This is a genomic window from Rhizobium mesosinicum (assembly GCF_019511345.1).
Classification (GTDB): Bacteria; Pseudomonadota; Alphaproteobacteria; order Rhizobiales; family Rhizobiaceae; genus Rhizobium; species Rhizobium mesosinicum.
Genome location: NZ_JAEUAK010000003.1, coordinates 249,162 through 262,229 on the forward strand (window position 1 = coordinate 249,162; position 13,068 = coordinate 262,229).

13 protein-coding genes are annotated in these 13,068 nt (G+C 60.9%); 2 read left to right on the forward strand and 11 right to left on the reverse strand.

The annotated features are described in order from the left end of the window. Positions 1 to 12 precede the first annotated feature (12 nt). Complete coding sequence (locus JNB85_RS08870) at positions 13 to 297, reverse strand: DUF2249 domain-containing protein (RefSeq protein ID WP_220333960.1); 285 nt, start codon at positions 295 to 297, stop codon at positions 13 to 15. Positions 298 to 553: 256 nt separating this feature from the next. Between JNB85_RS08870 and hemN the strand changes: the two genes are divergently transcribed. After that, a complete protein-coding gene (gene hemN / locus JNB85_RS08875; protein ID WP_220333961.1) occupies positions 554 to 1,906 on the forward strand; it encodes an oxygen-independent coproporphyrinogen III oxidase in 1,353 nt (450 codons plus the stop codon). A 143-nt stretch (positions 1,907 to 2,049) separates the two neighbouring features. On the opposite strand, the gene JNB85_RS08880 is transcribed toward hemN, so the two are convergent. The 6 genes from JNB85_RS08880 to JNB85_RS08905 all read right to left on the reverse strand — a co-directional run bounded on the left by JNB85_RS08880 (position 2,050) and on the right by JNB85_RS08905 (position 7,635). Next, on the reverse strand, positions 2,050 to 3,936 hold the full coding sequence (locus tag JNB85_RS08880; protein ID WP_220333962.1) for a nitric oxide reductase activation protein NorD: 1,887 nt from the start codon (positions 3,934 to 3,936) through the stop codon (positions 2,050 to 2,052). 7 nt (positions 3,937 to 3,943) lie between these two features. After that, the gene (locus JNB85_RS08885) at positions 3,944 to 4,756 is read right to left on the reverse strand and encodes a CbbQ/NirQ/NorQ/GpvN family protein (protein WP_220333963.1); all 813 of its coding nucleotides are present in this window, start codon (positions 4,754 to 4,756) and stop codon (positions 3,944 to 3,946) included. Between the two features lie 27 nt (positions 4,757 to 4,783). Further along, the gene (locus JNB85_RS08890; protein WP_220333964.1) at positions 4,784 to 6,124 is read right to left on the reverse strand and encodes a cbb3-type cytochrome c oxidase subunit I; all 1,341 of its coding nucleotides are present in this window, start codon (positions 6,122 to 6,124) and stop codon (positions 4,784 to 4,786) included. An 18-nt stretch (positions 6,125 to 6,142) separates the two neighbouring features. Continuing rightward, on the reverse strand, positions 6,143 to 6,595 hold the full coding sequence (locus tag JNB85_RS08895; RefSeq protein WP_183828039.1) for a c-type cytochrome: 453 nt from the start codon (positions 6,593 to 6,595) through the stop codon (positions 6,143 to 6,145). Positions 6,596 to 6,814: 219 nt separating this feature from the next. Beyond that, positions 6,815 to 7,096, reverse strand: coding sequence for a cytochrome C oxidase subunit IV family protein (locus tag JNB85_RS08900; RefSeq protein ID WP_220333965.1), 282 nt, complete (start codon positions 7,094 to 7,096; stop codon positions 6,815 to 6,817). Further along, positions 7,093 to 7,635: a cytochrome c oxidase subunit 3 gene (locus JNB85_RS08905; protein WP_220333966.1), complete on the reverse strand. Its 543-nt coding sequence runs from the start codon at positions 7,633 to 7,635 to the stop codon at positions 7,093 to 7,095. The genes JNB85_RS08900 and JNB85_RS08905 overlap by 4 nt, the downstream gene beginning before the upstream one ends. A gap of 161 nt (positions 7,636 to 7,796) precedes the next feature. Between JNB85_RS08905 and JNB85_RS08910 the strand changes: the two genes are divergently transcribed. Then, positions 7,797 to 7,952: a hypothetical protein gene (locus tag JNB85_RS08910; protein ID WP_007823775.1), complete on the forward strand. Its 156-nt coding sequence runs from the start codon at positions 7,797 to 7,799 to the stop codon at positions 7,950 to 7,952. Between the two features lie 226 nt (positions 7,953 to 8,178). Here the strand turns inward: JNB85_RS08910 and JNB85_RS08915 are convergent, their stop codons facing one another. The 4 genes from JNB85_RS08915 to JNB85_RS08930 form a co-directional block, all read right to left on the reverse strand. Beyond that, positions 8,179 to 9,768 carry a copper resistance CopC/CopD family protein gene (locus tag JNB85_RS08915; protein ID WP_220333967.1) on the reverse strand — a complete coding sequence of 530 codons (1,590 nt, stop codon included), beginning with the start codon at positions 9,766 to 9,768 and terminating at the stop codon, positions 8,179 to 8,181. Positions 9,769 to 9,791: 23 nt separating this feature from the next. Then, positions 9,792 to 10,319 carry a YcnI family copper-binding membrane protein gene (locus JNB85_RS08920; protein ID WP_220333968.1) on the reverse strand — a complete coding sequence of 176 codons (528 nt, stop codon included), beginning with the start codon at positions 10,317 to 10,319 and terminating at the stop codon, positions 9,792 to 9,794. 73 nt (positions 10,320 to 10,392) lie between these two features. Then, a complete protein-coding gene (locus tag JNB85_RS08925) occupies positions 10,393 to 10,845 on the reverse strand; it encodes a pseudoazurin (protein ID WP_220333969.1) in 453 nt (150 codons plus the stop codon). 291 nt (positions 10,846 to 11,136) lie between these two features. Continuing rightward, positions 11,137 to 13,062: a hybrid sensor histidine kinase/response regulator gene (locus JNB85_RS08930; protein WP_220333970.1), complete on the reverse strand. Its 1,926-nt coding sequence runs from the start codon at positions 13,060 to 13,062 to the stop codon at positions 11,137 to 11,139. Positions 13,063 to 13,068 lie beyond the last annotated feature (6 nt).

A 13,068-nucleotide genomic window follows, 5' to 3' on the forward strand; every position in this document is an offset into this window, starting at 1 on the left:
GCGTCCTCGGCGCTAATGGCTGCCACAGCAGCAGTCGCAACCCGCATCGAGGCGGGTGATCTCCACGCGCCAGACGTCCGGTCCCTGTTCCAGATATTCCCAGGAGAATTTTCCGGGCAGGGCGGTGTCGAGCTGGTACTGCAGGGGGCGAGGCTCGTGATCGCTGGTGATATGGAGGCTCTGGCCCGGGGTCAGCGAGTGCAGCGTGCCGAAGATCCGGGGATGGCGCTCGACGGGTGGCAGAATCCGGACGTCGATATGCGCAATCGCGGCGTGCGTGGCTGGCGCATCTGTCATTATGGCTGTTTCCTTCTGCCGCGGAATGACTAATGACCGGACCGCGGCGCATCCCGTGTCGAGGCGGAAGATAGCCGGGGGCAGGCCGGGCGACTTTGACAGCGAGCAAACAGCCAGACGATTGTCGCCGCCGGACCCAGGCCGCCGCCGAACTTGCTGTTGTCAGCTTTACGAGGGTGGTTGTTGATCCAGGACAAGGAAGCTTGCCCCTTCGTCGGCTTATGAACATCATGATAGTCTCATGAAGGAAGCCGAAATGTCCGATGCCCTGGTCGCCAAATATGGCGAGGCCCGCCTGCCGCGTTACACCAGCTATCCGACCGCGCCGGCGTTTTCGCCGGTCGTCGGGCCGGAAGAATATGCGCATGGTCTTTCCGACGTCGCAGCTTCCGGACCCGTCTCCGTGTACCTGCATGTTCCCTTCTGTCGCTCCATGTGCTGGTATTGCGGCTGTCACACGACGATCACGCGCCAGGATGCGCCCGTGCTGGAGTATCTCGACGTCTTGAGCCAGGAGATCGAACTCGTATCGCAGGCAGCTCGAAACGAGGTTCCAGTCAAGAATGTTCATTTCGGCGGCGGCACGCCGACGATCATGAAGCCGGACGAATTTTCGAGCCTGATGGACAAGCTCAAGAGCGCGTTCCAGTTTACGCGTGACTGCAGCGTGGCCGTGGAAATCGACCCGCGGACGCTGTCGAGTGCGATGATTGCTGCTCTTGGCGAGAACGGAGTCGACCGCGCAAGCCTTGGCGTCCAGAGCTTCGACCCGGTCGTCCAGAAAGCAATCAACCGGATACAGAGCTTCGAGCAGACGCAGGCGGCCGTGACGGGGCTCAGGGGCTACGGTGTGACGAGCATCAATTTCGACCTCATCTATGGGCTCCCGTATCAGACCATCGAATCCTGCATCGAAACGGTAAGAACGGCTGTCGAGTTGCGGCCCGAACGTTTCGCAGTCTTCGGATATGCGCATGTGCCGGCCTTCAAGAAGCATCAGCGGCTGATCGATGAAGCAGCGCTGCCCGATGCCGCGCAACGCAACGAGCAGGCCGAGGCGATTGCACAGGAACTTGAGAGCGCCGGATATGTTCGTGTCGGTCTCGACCATTTTGCATTGCCCGACGATCAGCTCGCGATCGCCTCGGTTTCGGGAACCTTGCGGCGGAACTTCCAGGGCTACACGACCGATGAATGTGAAACCCTCATCGGGCTCGGCGCGTCGGCGATTGGCCGGCTGCCTGATGGCTACGTCCAGAACCATGTCGCTCTTGGTCGTTACGCAGAGCGGATCAGCTCGGGACTCCTTGCGACAGCCAAGGGATATAAGCTGACCGATGAAGACAAATTTCGGGCAAGAGTGATCGAACGGCTGATGTGCGACTTCAAGGTCGATCTCGCAAAGCTTGGGGCGGAGGGCGGCTATGATGCCGGCTTTCTCCTCGAGCGGAACGACCGGCTGGACAGCCTCGCGTCGGATGGTGTGGTGACGATCGAGAATGGCTGCGTCACCGTCTCGAAGGAGCATCGCTTCATGGTCCGCGCCGTCGCAGCAGCCTTCGACGCCTACTTCGGTTCCTTCGGCCGGACGCACAGCAAGGCGGCATGATCTCTTCCTGGCGGCCATATTTCGATAGGCGCGGGTGGCAACAGCGATATGCCCGCCGGCCATCCCTTCCCTAAATTGGAAAACCAGGCTGGAAGCGATTCCGCCTGGTTTCTGCGTGTGAAAAGGCCCGGCTTTTCGCCTCGCTATGCAGTCAAGTTCCGGTAGATCGCCGGCAGTGCGCTCGGCAATTTCGAGATGTTCGATACAAGGGCAAACCCGGACCTGCCGAAGATCGCGGGAAGATAGTCGCCGGCGCTGCGGTCGACCGTTACGGCGAAAACCGCTTGGCCCTTCGCACGCGCCTCCATGACGGCCTTGCGGCTGTCTTCGAGGGCGAAACGACCCTCATAGTGATCGACATCGTTGGGTTTGCCGTCCGTCAGAATAAGCAGCAGCTTCTTTCTCGCGCCGTCGCTTTCCAGCTCTCTGGATATATGCCGGATGGCCGCTCCCATGCGTGTGTAATAACCGGGTCTGAGGCTTGCGATGCGGCTGGCGGTCTTGGCTGAGAATGTCTCCCCGAAATCCTTGATAGTCTCGACGCGAACCCAGTCGCGCCGGCGTGAGGTGAAAGTCCTGATGGCAAAGCGGTCGCCGCAGGATTGCAGCCCGCGGGCAAGGACGTCGAGCGCCTGCATTTCCACGTCGAGAACCCTGCGATTGTCGACCCAGGAGTCCGTCGACAAGGAGACGTCGACGAGGATCGAGGTCGCAAGGTCGTGACTGGCGGGGCGGGCACATCCATAGACGCGCTCGTCCGGCTGGCCGGTGGCGATGAAGTCGATGCGGGAACGGATGGCCGCTTCGAGATCGATCTGCTCCCCGTCCAGTTGAGCCCTCCGTAGCTCCCGCTTTGGGCGCAGCGTTTCGAACTGGCGCCTGACGTTGCGCACGAGAGCGGCGTCGCTGACGATTGCCTGATCCAACCTGCCGGAGGGCGAGCCGATCACCACGCGGCAGTGGTCGGCAAGATATAGGCTTTTTCGGAAATCCCATTCCGGATAGGTGAACTCGCCGGCTATCGCCGCCGGGTCGGCGGCTTCCGGCGAGAGATCCAGATCGAAATGGAATTTGGATTTCGGTCGTTCGCGCGTTTCGCTGAGCGTGATTTCTTCCAACTCGTCAGCCGCCGCAGGATCATGCTCCTCGCTGTCATCGCTCGGGCGATCGACATTGACCATCTCCGCCATGGCGAGGATTTTCTCGAAGCGGTTCAATATGAAGGGATCGCGCTTGCGGTCGTCGGCGTCGCGTTTGCGTGTCGCCTCATGCGATGGCCGCGTCTGTTGGTCGTCACCCGCCTGATCAGACGGAAGGTCATGGCGCTCTGACGCGTTCGTCTCACTGCGGCCCCTGAAATCTGGCCAGATCGGCAAAGGCAGCATCGGCAGATAGCCGGCAGGAGCCGCGGTTACCTTTGGGCGGACGGCGTCGGGAAGGGAATGGTGCAAGGGAACGGTGAGTGCCAGCTGGGCGAATTCCTCGATCCACCGTTCGGCCTGAGGAAGCGTTCCGCGCCTGCGGCAGCCAAGTAGCGCCCGGGTGAGCCGCACATAGCGTGCCGTCGTTCCTGGGAATCTCTGGAGGACCAGGGCGGAATTTTCCCGGCCCGTTTCGATCCGCCACAGATCGGCGAGGGCCGGATCGGCAGGGGATGCCACGCAAGGCGCGGTCGCCACATAGGCAGCCAGCCAGAAGTAAAGATCTCGATTGAGCGAGGGCTCGTCGAAAAGATCGACAACGGCAGGCAGATGGATTGCCGTGCCGTCCCAAGTCGGATGGTCAGACCTTTCTTCACCGAGGCCGATGACCTGTCTCAGCCGCAGCCTGTGCATCGAGGTTTTCTGCCGGGCTCTCTGGACCTGCAGGGTGGCGTCCCCGCCGAAGGCCCTGAAGCAGACGGCAAGCTGCGGTCTGACCTCGGCAAGGTGAACGGCCGCAGCCGGGTGGTGCGGCCATGAACTGGTGTCGCCGACCAGCCGATGCCAGGCGCGGCCTACCGTCTCCTCGAGTTCCAGAAATTCCAGCATGTTTCACCTATCCGATCGTGGCCCTGGCAACCTCGGCGAGGGCGGCCTTGACATCCGGTTCGTCTGTCAGAGGCTCGATGATGGCCGCCCGCACAGCGTCGATCGTCGGCAGGCCGGCGTCGATGAGCGAGGCGCAGTAGATCAGCAGGCGGGTCGAAACACCTTCCTCCAGATCCTGGCCCTTGAGCGCGCGCAGGCGCCGGGCGAGCTCGACGAGTGGCGCGACCTTGCCCTCGGCAAGACCGCTTTCCAGGGACACCGTGGCGATCTCCTGCTCGCGCGGCAGGAAGTCGAATTCGATCGAGACGAAGCGCTGACGCGTGCTGGGCTTCAGCGCCTTCATCAGGTTCTGATAGCCGGGATTGTAAGAGACGACGACCATGAAACCGGGGCCGGCTTCGAGCACTTCGCCGGTCCTTTCGAGCGGAAGGATGCGCCTGTCGTCCGTCAAAGGGTGGAGAACCACCGTCACATCCTTGCGCGCCTCGACGATTTCATCGAGGTAGCAGATGCCGCCGTCCCGAACGGCCGTGGTCAACGGACCGTCCATCCAGACGGTTTCGCCGCCCTTGAGGAGATATCGGCCGGTGAGATCGGCGGCCGTGAGGTCGTCGTGGCAGGAGACCGTCGATAAAGGCAGGCCGAGACGAGCGGCCATGTGCTGCACGAATCGTGTCTTGCCGCAGCCGGTCGGCCCTTTCAGCAGGATCGGGAGCTGCCGCGTCCAGGCGTGTTCAAAGAGTGCGCATTCATTCCCCTGAGGCGCGTAGTGCGGGATCTCGACATCCGGATTAAGCGGATGATTGAAGGCTATTGTCATCTTTGTTCTCCAGAAAAATGGCCCGCCTTATTCGGCGGGCTGGACGACCGGGCTCGGGACGCGTGTCCGTCCGGGGATCAGCAACGACCAGATGAACATCAGGGCGCTGATGAACACGAAGATGCCGGAGCCGAGTCGCACCCAGTAGAAGAGAGCGAGCTGATCCTGGACGTCCATGTAGGACTGGCCGAGGACCCGCTGCAGGTGCACCTGGATGATGCCGGCGAAAGTAAGCGCGAAGGTCATCACCGACATTGCAGTGCACATGATCCAGAAACTGGCGATCGACAGCCATTGATTATAAGGCGCGCGGCCGCGGATCTGCGGGACTGCATAGGCCATTGCCGCGAGATTGAGCATCACATAGGCGCCGAAGAAGGCCAGGTGCCCGTGGGCTGCGGTGACCTGCGTGCCATGGGTATAGTAGTTGACCGACGAGAGGGTATGCAGGAAACCCCAGACGCCGGCGCCAAAGAAGGCCATGACCGAGCAACCGATCGACCAGAGGAGGGCAGCCTGGTTTTCGTGCTTGCGGCCGGCGCGCCAGGTCATGACGAAGGTGAAGACGACCATGGTGAAGAAGGGCGCCACTTCGAGCGTCGAGAAGAGCGATCCGATCCACTGCCAGTAGCCGGGCGCACCGATCCAGTAATAATGGTGGCCGGTGCCGAGGATGCCGGAAAACAGCGCCAGACCGATGATAACGTAGAGCCACTTTTCGACCACTTCCCGGTCGATGCCATTCAGCTTGATCATCAGGAAGGCGAGCACCGACGCCATGATCAGCTCCCAGACCCCCTCGACCCACAGATGGACGACATACCACCAGTACATCTTGTCGAGCGCCAGATTGACCGGGTTGTAGAAGGCGAAGAGGAAGAAGATCGCGACACCCCACAGGCCGAAGAGCAGGATGTTGGTGATGGTCGTCTTGCGTCCCTTGAGCGCGGTCATGGTGACATTGAAGAGGAACATCAGCGCCACGATCACAATCCCGACCTTGATCGCGAAAGGCTGCTCCAGGAACTCGCGGCCCTCATGAATATGGAAGAGATAGCCGACGACGGCGACTGCCGCCGCGATCAGGAATATCCAGAACTGCGCGATCGCGATCCTGGTGCTGTAGAGTTCCGTTTCGCATTCTTCCGGCAGCAGGAAATAGGTCGTTCCCATAAAGCCCATCAGCAGCCAGACGATCAGCGCATTGGTATGGATCATGCGTACGATGTTGAAGGGCAGTTCGACGGATAGCGTGTTGGGCAGCACGTAGATGGTGCCGGCGAGTACGCCGAACAGGAGCTGGGCCATGAACAGGCCGAGAGCTCCGTAAAAATAGAGCATTGCGACGCTCTGGGTCTTGTACTTCATTTTTATAGCCTCTCGCTGTCAGCCGGCCTGGTTCGGGGGCCAGTTCTGAGTGTTGGTCTTGCTGACCCATTCAAGGAAATCGGCGAGGTCATCGACCTCCTGGTCCGTCAGGTTGAACTGCGGCATCTGCCGTCGGCCCTCGATGCCGGAAGGTTGCGCCGCCATCCACGCGTGGAGCGCTTCGCGGGCATTGGCCGGATCCTTGTCGCCACCCCAGCGGATCCAGACATTCGACAGTTCCGGCGCGAAATAGGCGCCTTCGCCATCGAGCGTGTGGCAGTTGATGCAGGCGTTCTTTTCCCAGATGTGTTTCCCGCGGGCCACACTTTCCGTCAGCTTGGTCTCATCGGTGGAGACCGTGCGGATGTAATAGTGACTGTGGGCCGTCAGGCCCACGAATATGGCGAAGAAAAATGCCGACCCGCCGTAGAACACGTTTCGGGCCGCGGTTTTTGTCAGGCGTTCAGCCATTGATCATCCTTTCATGTCAGTGGCGGTGCCGCCGTGACGTCGGAAATCGAGCCAGCGGGCTCGCTCGAAGGAAATGGCGGAATTCGACCGGGTGCTCTTTGCTCATTCGCAAGCAAGCCGACGAATGTACGAGCGGAATGCGCAGTGGGGCATGCCAGCAAAGCCGCAGCCACCTGCAGCCTGCGGTGCGCCGAGCTTTTTGGAAAGAGAAGCGAAACGTCAGACAGACAATTGCAAGGCGGTGCGCGCGACAGCAATCAGCAGCACGAATGCCGCCCAGGACCATAAGGCAGCAGTCAAGGGCGTGTTGGCTTCGCGAAGCCCGAGAAAATCCAATACGACAAGCCGGACCTTGATGACGGCAATCGTTGCGATCATCGCTGCGGCCAAGGCCGACGGTATTCCGTCCGGCAGAGCGCGCGTCAAGACGAACATGCATCCCGTCAGGGCGAGCAGAAGCAGCAAGGCGCGCGAGCAGTTCGGGTGATCGGAATGCCTCATAACAGATAGATCACCGGAAACATGACGAGCCAGACGATGTCGATCACATGCCAGAGCGTCGTGATCAGATGGATGTTCTCGCGGGTCGGAAAGACTGCGACGAGGACGAGGATCATCGATCCGAATGCCACATGCGTCAGATGAAACCCGGTGATGAGAAGATAGAGCTGCGAGAAGGGATCCCCGGAAAGAAGTGACGCGCCTTCGAACACATATTCCAGGCATTTGAGGCCGGCGAAGACGACCCCTCCGAGAGCCGCCAGAAGCAGCATCAAACGCCGGCCAGAGACCGCGCTCTGCTCAGCTGCTCTGGCGGCAAACCAGCCGCTTGCCAGAAGTACGATCGTGTTGACGACCGGCAGGGTATGATGAAGCCTCGCCTTGCCGGCTGCGAATGTTTCCGGTTGAAGCGCGGAGGCGACGACGAAGGCCGTCAGCAGGGCTCCGAAGGCGACGAGTTCGCTCCAGGCAAGGATCCATACCAGCAGATCGCCACTATCGGTATCGCGCGTCTCGCGACTTGAGATTATCGAGGTCATGTTCTCGAGCGTATGGCGAGGTTGGGCGCCCGTCTTTGTGAAACCGCAAACAGGCGTGTGTCCCCTCCGGACGGGCCGCTCGCCGGGCGGAAATTCTCTTTGATCGATCTCAAAGAAGCGTCTGCCGCTGCTGGCTATCCTGCGCCCGCAAAGGAGACCTTATGAGCGACGCGCAAATCGGACTTTCGATAGCAACACCTGTCATCGTGATCTTCGCGATCATGCTTTACCGGATGGGCGTGCTGCAACGGACAGGTGTCGTGACCGCGGTCATCGCCGCGATCGCCATTGCCGCGAGCCTGTTTCTCCAGAGGTGAGCGATGACCTGTCCGGCTGGTTAATCTCGAGTCGGCCCAGGATGTGGTCGAGGTGCTGCGGCTCTGCGAGGTCGCCGCTGCCCGCTGTCCTTCGCCGCGGTCAACTACCGGATCGTTCTTCTGTGGCTTGCGTCGGCATATCGTTTCCGAGCGTCCGGATCGTCAGCCGGATAGACGAGGCATTCACGGTCGAGCTCGGCGTGGCGTGATGGGGAAATGCTATGGTCTATTCGGTTCCTGCCGGAAGGTCGCCTTCGAGATGGACGAGGTTGAAGTCGTCGATCAGCACCTGAAGGTCCACGCTCCAGCCTGCAATATCCGAAAGCGGCAGGTTTCTTGCGGCCCATGTGCCATCGGCAGCATTTGTCAGGCCATATCTGAGAGGCTCGATCCCGCGCAAAGTGTTCCTGAGGTCCAGAGATACGCTTCGCGGCTGTATCGGATCGAATTGTGGTGTCAGGATCGAAACGCGGATATCGGCCGTGCCGTCAGGCTGCGGCGTCATTTCGAGTTCCGCCATCGCCTTCTGCCCATGGAGGTGGAGTGACACGGGCGATTGAGCATAGGCGTATTGATGTTGTTCGGGACCGGCAAAACGCCATAGCGAGGCGGCAGCGACGATCAAAAGTGCAACCCCGATCTCGCCGCCGATGCTCCAGCGCAGCCAGCGCCGGGCGACAGGGTCTCCCGCCAGCGCCGGATCAGTCAGCCAGAAGCGATTGTAGAGTGCCAGCCCGCAAAGGACCGCGACAAGACCGATCTTGACGGCCAGCACGCGCGCAAACAGCGACGACCAGGCCAGGTCGATGCGGGGTATTTCCGTTACTGCGAGCAGCAGGCCTGCCAGTAGCATCACGGCGAAGGGAATCGGAATCTGGCGCGAGAAGAAACGCAGGGGATGCTGATCTTCGGCCGACCGGCAGAGACTCATCAGCGGCGGCAGGCTGCCGATCCAAAAGAGCAAGATGCCAGCATGCAGGAAGATCGCCGTCCATGCGATGAAGCGCGGCTGCGCAATCGAACTGTGACCCGTCAGCGTGAAAGCGAGTGAGGCAATGGCAAGTGCGGTGGCCGCGGCTATACGCGCTGAGCGCGGGCGACGGGCAAACGGCAAAACCGCAAGCACGATCGCCACAAGCTTGAGGCATTGGGCAGCCCCAGTTTGGTCGGAAAAGACCTGGGCGATCGGCTGCAGACCGGTCCAAACGAGCCCCACGCCAAGGTCGTCCAGTCCCTGCAGATAAAGCCCCGTCAGCACAAGCATGATCGACAGGGCCGCCAAGGTAGCGGATTGTCGGCGCGCGCCTGCCGGGGAAAACCAGCAACTGAAAAATGCGCCGCCGACAAGAATGGCGAGACAGAGTGTTGAACCGATAGTAACGAGCCAGATGACGCCATGCAGCGCCTTCGACGATATATCGGAAACATCGCTGGAACGGGCCGACGGTTTGCCGACGTGAAAGACAATGGATCCACCAATCGGATGGCCGTCCTCCGACACCACTCTGTAACTGACGATTACTGTGCCGTCTGCGAGCGGATCGGGAAGGAATGCTTTGACTTCAGCACCTGTCGAGTTTGCTGAAATCCCTCTGGTCACTCCATCGGCGGCGACCATGCTGAAGCGAACGCCTCTGACCGCTTCGTTGAAACGCAGCAGGACCTTTCCCGGCGGCACGGAAAGAATATCGTTATTTGCGGGCGAGGATGCGATCAGGACAGCATGGGCATCTGCCTCAGCCGCCAGAAAGAGAAACAGCCCGGCGACACGCGCAAGCAGGCAAACGGCCGCCCACAGGGGAAAATTCCGCGCCATAGGCGACCGGTCCCTGGTCCGCCTCAGGAGTGGGGCTGCGCGACGACGTCGAAAAACGGCGCCGGCGTTTCATAATCATCGGACGTCTTGCCGGCAGCGGGAATGTCAATCCAGCGCTCGACCGCACCTTCGGTGCACTCCTGGACGACGGGGACATAAATCCGTGCAGCTGCGGGCAGTTCCTTCGCCACAGTGGCGCGAAAGACGAATTCGTCATATTCGTCGTCGGCAAGCTGGCCGCCTTGCCATACGATCTCGGTCAGGCCTTCCTTGACTGACTTGCCGTAGAGATCGTAGCTCTTTTCGTAGGTTCCGCGGATTTTTTCCACCGTCCAGCCCGCTTTGGGCATCGGTTTGGCAGACAGCAATCCTTCGGGGATTTTTACCCTAATCCGGACGGTCGCCTTGCCTTCGCAGCCGTGCCCCACGCGCAGCACGGCCTTGTAGGCCTTGCCGGATACCGCTTCAGCCTGCTCGAGAGTGATATGGGCATGCGCCGATCCGGCGATACAAAGCATGCCCGCCACGGTGAGGGCCAAGTGTCTGATCATCACATGTCTCCTGGGCCACAGGTGGGGCGCACGGCGCCGCCACCTCTTATCGCGCCTGCGTTATTGCGTGACTTTACTGCGTGACCTGCGCGATCTGTGCGAGATCGGCGTCAAGGCGCTTACGCACCATGTTCGGAAGCTTGGCGGTCTTGATGACCTCAAGGTTGGTGGGGTTGTCGCCAACCTGGATCAGCGCCACCATGCCCATGCCTGCGTGCGGCGTGCACTTGATGACATAGGCGCCGGGCACGTCGAACTTGGCCTGGTACTGCTCGCTCGGCTTGGATTTGAACTCAGCAGCTCCGTCGGGAATCAGGCCCTTGTAGGTTTCGGCATTGTGGCTCTTGTCGGTGGGCACGAAGGTAACGGTGTCGCCAGGAGCGATCTTGACGAATCCGGGCTCGAAGACCATCGCGCCGTCACCGCCCTTGTTGAGCATGTGGATCTGATGGTCAGCGGCCATGAGCGGCGCTGCCGATGCCATCAGAACCGCCGCGGCAGCGATCAGTCCAAATTTCAGACGCATTGCATTTCTCCTATCGTTCGGGGCCGATCTTGGCCTCGGCTGCGGTTGTAGGACATGCGAGCCCCTCACTCTTTGATGCCCGTCAAATTGGCGGTGCCAATTCAGGCGACAGGCGGCTCTCTTTATCCGGTTTCGGCGACACGCAGGAAAACGGGAGAGCAGCGGTGAATCACCTTGATGACAGCATCCACGTTAAGGCCGGCGTGGATGCAGGTTTGCGTCCGCGTAACCGTCAAAGGCCCCGGCTGACAATCGGATTGCTGGATTTCTTGGAGGGTTTATGCGCTCAAATCACCGGGTGTCGATGAGCTCACGTACTTTCAGAGCGAGGTCGCGTGCAGTGTAGGGCTTTCGGAGCCATTGTGCGCGGGCGATGACCTCATTTGCCGCCAGGGCCGGCTCCGAATATCCTGAGGTGAAGAGCACGGCGAGGTCAGGCCGTTCGAGGCGGACGGCTCTTGCCAGTTCGTCTCCGGTCATTCCGCCGGGCATGACGATGTCAGTGAACAAAAGCGCGACATCGGGCTCGTTCTTAAGCAATTCTATCGCCCGGTGGCCATTGTCTGCCTCGATCACCTGATATCCCATCCCGGCCAATCTGGCGACCGCAACTCTGCGGACGCGCGCGTCGTCCTCGACCACGAGAATGCGTTCGTTGCCACCCGGCAGGGCCGCCTCGACCTTTTTACCGACTGCCGCCTCGTCCCCGGCACTGACGCTTGAGAGAGCCGGCAGGTAGATGCGGATCGTTGTGCCACGACCGACCTCGCTATAGATCTGCAGGTGGCCCCCCGACTGCTTGACGAAGCCGTAGACCATGCTGAGGCCCAGTCCGGTTCCGGATCCCACTTCCTTGGTGGTGAAGAACGGCTCGATCGCGCGCTTCTTGACCTCCTCGCTCATTCCGACACCGGTATCGCTCATGGAGACGAGGACGAAATTGCCGCTGCGGACTTCCGGGTACATTTTCGCGTAGTCCGCGTCGAGCCGCACACGTGAAACCTCGGTGGTCAGAGTGCCGCCTTTCGGCATAGCGTCGCGCGCGTTCAGAGCGATGTTGAGGATCGCGTTCTGCAATTGGGAACTGTCGACCAGGACGTTGAAATCGGATCCTGAAAGGACAGTCGACAGTTTGATGTTTTCCCCGAGCGTCCTTCGCAACAAGTCCGAAAAGCCGGTGACGAGTTGGCCGAGATCGGCCTGCCTCGGGTTCAGTGGCTGGCGCCGGCCGAAGGCCAGGAGCTGTCCCGTGAGCTTTGCACCGTCGGCAGCCGCATCCTGCGCCTCCCGCAGCATGTCGCGCAGCGGGCCTGCCGGGAGCTTGTCCTCGATCATTTCGAGATTGCCGCTGATCACCGTCAGCAGATTGTTGAAGTCGTGCGCAAGCCCGCCGGTCAGCTGACCCACGGCCTCCATCTTCTGAGCCTGGCGAAGGTCTTCCTCGATCTTGAACCTGCTGGTCAGATCGCGAACGAACCCGGTGAAGATCCGTTCGCCATTCGCCGTCGCCTCGCCGACATGCAGTTCCATCGGGAATTGGCTGCCGTCGGCGCGCTGGCCCGTCACGACGCGACCGTAACCGATGATCCGCTTTTCGCCGGTCTGAATGTAATGGTCGATGTATCCGTCGTGGGCTGCGCGATAAGGTTCCGGCATCAGCCTCTTGACGTTATGGCCGCAGATTTCTTCGGAGCGGAAGCCGAAGAGCGTTTCGGCCGCCTTGCTGAACGACATGACATTGCCGTTCTGGTCGATGACGACCATCGCATCGGGTACGGTGTCGAGGATCGACGACAGGTGCGCCTCGCGCGCCCGCACGGCCTCTTCCGCCTTGCGCAGGGCGCTGACGTCGCTGTTTGCCTCGATGATGACCGGATCACCGTCGGGAAGGTTGACGAGCACGCAACGGGTTGCGACGAATATGTCGCGACCGTTCTTGTGACGATGAACGACTTCGCCTTGCCAGAAGCCGCGCGTCGTCAAATGCGCGCGTATGGCCTCCATCGGCTCAGGGAAGCGAGTATCGAGCAAACTGTAGACGGTCTCGCCCACAGCCTCTTCACGGGTCCAGCCGTACATCGTCTCGCTGCCGATCGACCAATGGGTGATCGTTCCTTCGAGCCGGTGCACGATGATGTCTGCCCCGTCGAGAACATGCACGAGCGCGTCCAGTTCCTGGGGCGATGCAGTGCGCGGCGAGATCAGACGGTGAGGCATGGGCAT

Coding starts and splice junctions, on each gene's coding strand:
- JNB85_RS08880 (WP_220333962.1), bottom strand. CDS start 3,936: ATGCTGGAATTTCTGGAACTCGAGGAGACGGTAGGCCGCGCCTGGCAT.
- hemN (WP_220333961.1), top strand. CDS start 554: ATGTCCGATGCCCTGGTCGCCAAATATGGCGAGGCCCGCCTGCCGCGT.
- JNB85_RS08870 (WP_220333960.1), bottom strand. CDS start 297: ATGACAGATGCGCCAGCCACGCACGCCGCGATTGCGCATATCGACGTC.
- JNB85_RS08915 (WP_220333967.1), bottom strand. CDS start 9,768: ATGGCGCGGAATTTTCCCCTGTGGGCGGCCGTTTGCCTGCTTGCGCGT.
- JNB85_RS08910 (WP_007823775.1), top strand. CDS start 7,797: ATGAGCGACGCGCAAATCGGACTTTCGATAGCAACACCTGTCATCGTG.
- JNB85_RS08930 (WP_220333970.1), bottom strand. CDS start 13,062: ATGCCTCACCGTCTGATCTCGCCGCGCACTGCATCGCCCCAGGAACTG.
- JNB85_RS08905 (WP_220333966.1), bottom strand. CDS start 7,635: ATGACCTCGATAATCTCAAGTCGCGAGACGCGCGATACCGATAGTGGC.
- JNB85_RS08890 (WP_220333964.1), bottom strand. CDS start 6,124: ATGAAGTACAAGACCCAGAGCGTCGCAATGCTCTATTTTTACGGAGCT.
- JNB85_RS08920 (WP_220333968.1), bottom strand. CDS start 10,319: ATGATCAGACACTTGGCCCTCACCGTGGCGGGCATGCTTTGTATCGCC.
- JNB85_RS08885 (WP_220333963.1), bottom strand. CDS start 4,756: ATGACAATAGCCTTCAATCATCCGCTTAATCCGGATGTCGAGATCCCG.
- JNB85_RS08895 (WP_183828039.1), bottom strand. CDS start 6,595: ATGGCTGAACGCCTGACAAAAACCGCGGCCCGAAACGTGTTCTACGGC.
- JNB85_RS08925 (WP_220333969.1), bottom strand. CDS start 10,845: ATGCGTCTGAAATTTGGACTGATCGCTGCCGCGGCGGTTCTGATGGCA.
- JNB85_RS08900 (WP_220333965.1), bottom strand. CDS start 7,096: ATGAGGCATTCCGATCACCCGAACTGCTCGCGCGCCTTGCTGCTTCTG.